The organism is Amycolatopsis sp. SID8362 (genome assembly GCF_010550475.1).
GTDB classification, from domain to species: domain Bacteria; phylum Actinomycetota; class Actinomycetes; order Mycobacteriales; family Pseudonocardiaceae; genus Amycolatopsis; species Amycolatopsis eburnea.
This window is the reverse complement of the sequence record NZ_JAAGNB010001790.1, coordinates 1-3,520: the sequence shown is the minus strand read 5'-3', so window position 1 is coordinate 3,520 and position 3,520 is coordinate 1. Positions and strand designations below refer to the sequence as shown.

General features: G+C 72.4%; 3 protein-coding genes. All 3 read left to right on the top strand.

Translation table 11 applies throughout. From position 1 onward, the window contains the following. Positions 1-316: tetratricopeptide repeat protein (locus G3I65_RS54820; RefSeq protein ID WP_160704397.1), on the top strand; the 316-nt coding region annotated here is incomplete at its 5' end. Positions 317-572: 256 nt separating this feature from the next. Then, a complete protein-coding gene (locus G3I65_RS54815) occupies positions 573-2,603 on the top strand; it encodes a M4 family metallopeptidase (protein ID WP_160704395.1) in 2,031 nt (676 codons plus the stop codon). Positions 2,604-2,681: 78 nt separating this feature from the next. After that, on the top strand, positions 2,682-3,520 hold an 839-nt coding region (locus tag G3I65_RS54810), incomplete at its 3' end, for a helix-turn-helix domain-containing protein (RefSeq protein ID WP_160704393.1).

Below are 3,520 nucleotides of genomic sequence, written 5' to 3'. Positions count from 1 at the left end.
CCGGCTCCGCCAGGGCGCACCGGACGAGGCAGCGGCGCTGGTCGCGGAGGTCTGGCCGCTGCTGGCCCGCGACGTCGAGGCGCTGGGCGAGGCGACGGGCCTGCGCGGGCAGATCGCGGCCGCCCAAGGCGACCTGGAAACGGCGATCCGGCTGCTGCGCGAGGCGGCGGAGATCCAGCGGGGCGCGTCCCTGCACGGGGCGGCGGTATCGACGTCGCTGCGGCTCGGCGACGCGCTCCGACAACGTGGTCATCTGACCGAGGCCATCGAGGCCTACCGCCGCGGCCTCGACTCGGCGGCGGGCACCGAAGGCTGAATTCCCGGACCACTGGGCTCAGTGGTCCGGACCAAAGCCAAAGTTCCTACCAAAGTTGGTGAATTGGTTCAGACCAGTCGCCAACCCGGCCGTTTCCTGCGGTTTCGCCCCGAACGCCGTGATCTTCGCGGGCCACCACTAGTCCGTTCGGCCCATTGACCGGCGCACCACCGGAACCTTTACTCGGACGCGTCCGGCGCAATAACACCAGTTATTCCGGCGGACACACTCCCCACGGTCCCCGGAAAGGTTCCCCATGAGATCCCCACGAGGGCTGGCGGCGATCGCCGGCCTGGCCCTGAGCTTCGCGGTGCCGGTGATCCCGGCCGCCGCCTCCGCACCCCCCGCCGCCACCCCACCCGAGGCGCTCGCCGCGCGAGCCGCCGACCAGGCTGCCCTCAACGGCGCCGACCGGCTCGCCAAGGGCGCCGGGGAGGCCTTCCTCCGCACCGGGGTCACCCCGGGTGGCGGCGGGCTCTACTTCGCCTCCTACCAGCGCACCTACCACGGCCTGCCGGTCGTCGGCGGGGACGCGGTCGTCGTCGCCGACGGGGCCGGGCGCGTCCGCGGCACCGAAGCCGCGAAGACCGCGCCCATCACCGTCGGCACCCAGGCCACGCTGAACGCCGCGCAGGCGGCGAAGATCGCCGCCGCCAAAGTGTCCACAGTGGACAAGACCGACGCGCCGAAGCTGGTCGTGCTGGCCGGTGACGCCCCCAAGCTCGCCTACGAGGTCGTCGTCAGTGGCCGCAACCTCGGCAAGCCCACCCACCTGCACGTCTTCGTCGACAGCGCGACCGGCGCCGTCCTCGACACCCGCGACGACGTCCGCGAGGCGGGCACCGGCAACTCCTACTACGCCGGCACCGTCTCGATCGACACGTCCGGCTCCGGCAGCTCCTACTCGATGACCGACCCGGCCCGCCGCGGCATCGCCTGCGGGCGCGAGGGCGGCTCGATCTTCACCAAGAGCAGCAACAGCTGGGGCAACGGCTCCGGCACCGACCTCGAAACCGGCTGCGTCGACGCGCTCTACAGCGTCCAGACCGAGTGGAAGATGCTCGGCGACTGGCTCGGCCGCAACGGCATCGACGGGGCGGGCGGCGGCTTCCGCGCGAGCGTCGGCCTCAACGACGTCAACGCCTACTGGGACGGTTCGTCCACGCACTTCGGGCACTCTCAGGACAACCGCCGCCAGGCGACCCCGATGGACGTCGTCGGGCACGAGTTCGGGCACGCCATCTTCCAGACCACCCCGGGCGGTGCCGGGTCGGGCAACGAGAACGGCGGGCTCAACGAGTCCACCGGCGACATCTTCGGCGCGCTGACCGAGTACTACGCCAACAACCCGGTCGACACCCCGGACTTCACCGTCGGCGAAGGCGTCAACCTGGTCGGCCAGGGCCCGATCCGCTACATGTACAACCCGGGCCAGATCGGCGACCCGAACTGCTACTCCGCCTCGATCCCGAACACCGAGGTGCACGCCGCCGCGGGGCCGCAGAACCACTGGTTCTACCTGCTTTCCCAGGGCAGCAACGGTTCCGGCGGGCCGACCAGCCCGACGTGCAACAACTCCAGCGTGACCGGCATCGGCATCCAGAAGGCGGGCAAGATCTTCTACAACGGCCTGCTGAAGAAGACGTCCTCCTGGAACCACAAAGCGGCCCGCAAGGCCACGCTGGAAGCAGCGATCGCGCTGTTCCCGGGCAGCTGCACCGAGTTCAACTCCACCAAGGCGGCGTGGGACGCGGTGAGCGTCACGGCCGTCAGCGGTGAGCCGACGTGCAGCGGCCAGCCGCCGGCCGGCAACGACTACTCGCTGACGCTGTCGCCGACGTCGGCGTCCGTCCAACCCGGACAGACGGCGACCACGACCATCACCACCCGGGTCACGGCGGGCAACGCCCAGACCGTCCAGCTGCTGGCCACCGGCCTGCCCGAGGGCGCGAAGGCGACGATCAGCCCGGCGAGCATCCAGTCCGGCGGCACCGCCACGCTGACCATCACCACCTCGGCGACCACGCCGCAGGGCACCAGCCAGGTGACGGTCTCCGGCGACGGCCCCGACGCCGACCACAGCGCGCAGTTCTCGCTGACCGTCGGCACCGGCACCCCGCCGACCGGCTGCGACGGCCTCGCCGAGTGGGACGTGGCGAAGGCGTACGTGCCCAACGACGTCGTCGGCCACAACGGTCACAAGTGGACATCCCTGTGGTACTCGACCGGTGCCGAGCCCGGCGCGCCCACCTCGTGGGCCGTGTGGAGCGACAGCGGCGCCTGCTGATCCCGGCCGCGCGGTGGCGGGCGACTCCCCCGCCACCGCGCGGCCTACCCTGGACGTCCACGGCGGAAAGGCACCTGGGTGAGCGAGAGCGTCGGCGAACGCCTGCGTGAGCTGCGCACCGAACGCGGGCTCACGCAACGCGAGCTCGCCGGACCGCAGTACTCCGCGGCGTACGTGTCGTCGGTCGAGACCGGCGCGCGGACCCCGTCGGGCGACGCGCTGCGGTTCTTCGCCCGGCAGCTCGGCATCGACCCCGACGAGCTGCTCGGCGGCCGGTCCCCGCGCGAGCTGCTCGAACTCGACCTCGAGCTGATCGAGACGGCGGAACGGTTCCTGGCGGGCGACGTCCGCCGCGCGGCACCCCGCATGCAGCGGATCCGCCGCCAGGCCGAGCGCCTGGACCGGCCGCGGCAGGCCGGGATCGCGCTGCTGTGGCTGGCCGGCTACTCGACGGGCGACGTCCGCACGAAGTACGTCGCGGAGGCCGAAACGGCGTTGTCGGGCGAGCCGCCGCCGGTGCGGGCGATGGTCGTCCCGCTGCGCGCGGCCGTGCTGTCCGGCTGGGGCGAGGCGCAGTATTCCTTGCACCTGCTGGAAACCTGCCACGCGGAGCTGCTGCGCGACGGCTACCCGCAGCCGTCGATGCTGCTGACGCTGCGGGCCTGTCTGGCCGAGCGGCACCTGCGCCAGGGCGACCTGGAGCGGGCGTCGGAGTACGCGGATTCGGCGCTGCGGCTCACCCGGGGCGGCCCCGCGGTGCTGGCCGAGCTGACCCGCAGCCACGTCGAGGTGTGCCGCAGCCACCTGGCGGCCGACCGGTTCGCCGACGCGGCCGCGTCCGTCGCCGCGGCCTACGACCTCATGCAGGAACGGGCGCTGCACCCGGCGATGGCGCACTGCCTGCTGGCCAGGGCCCG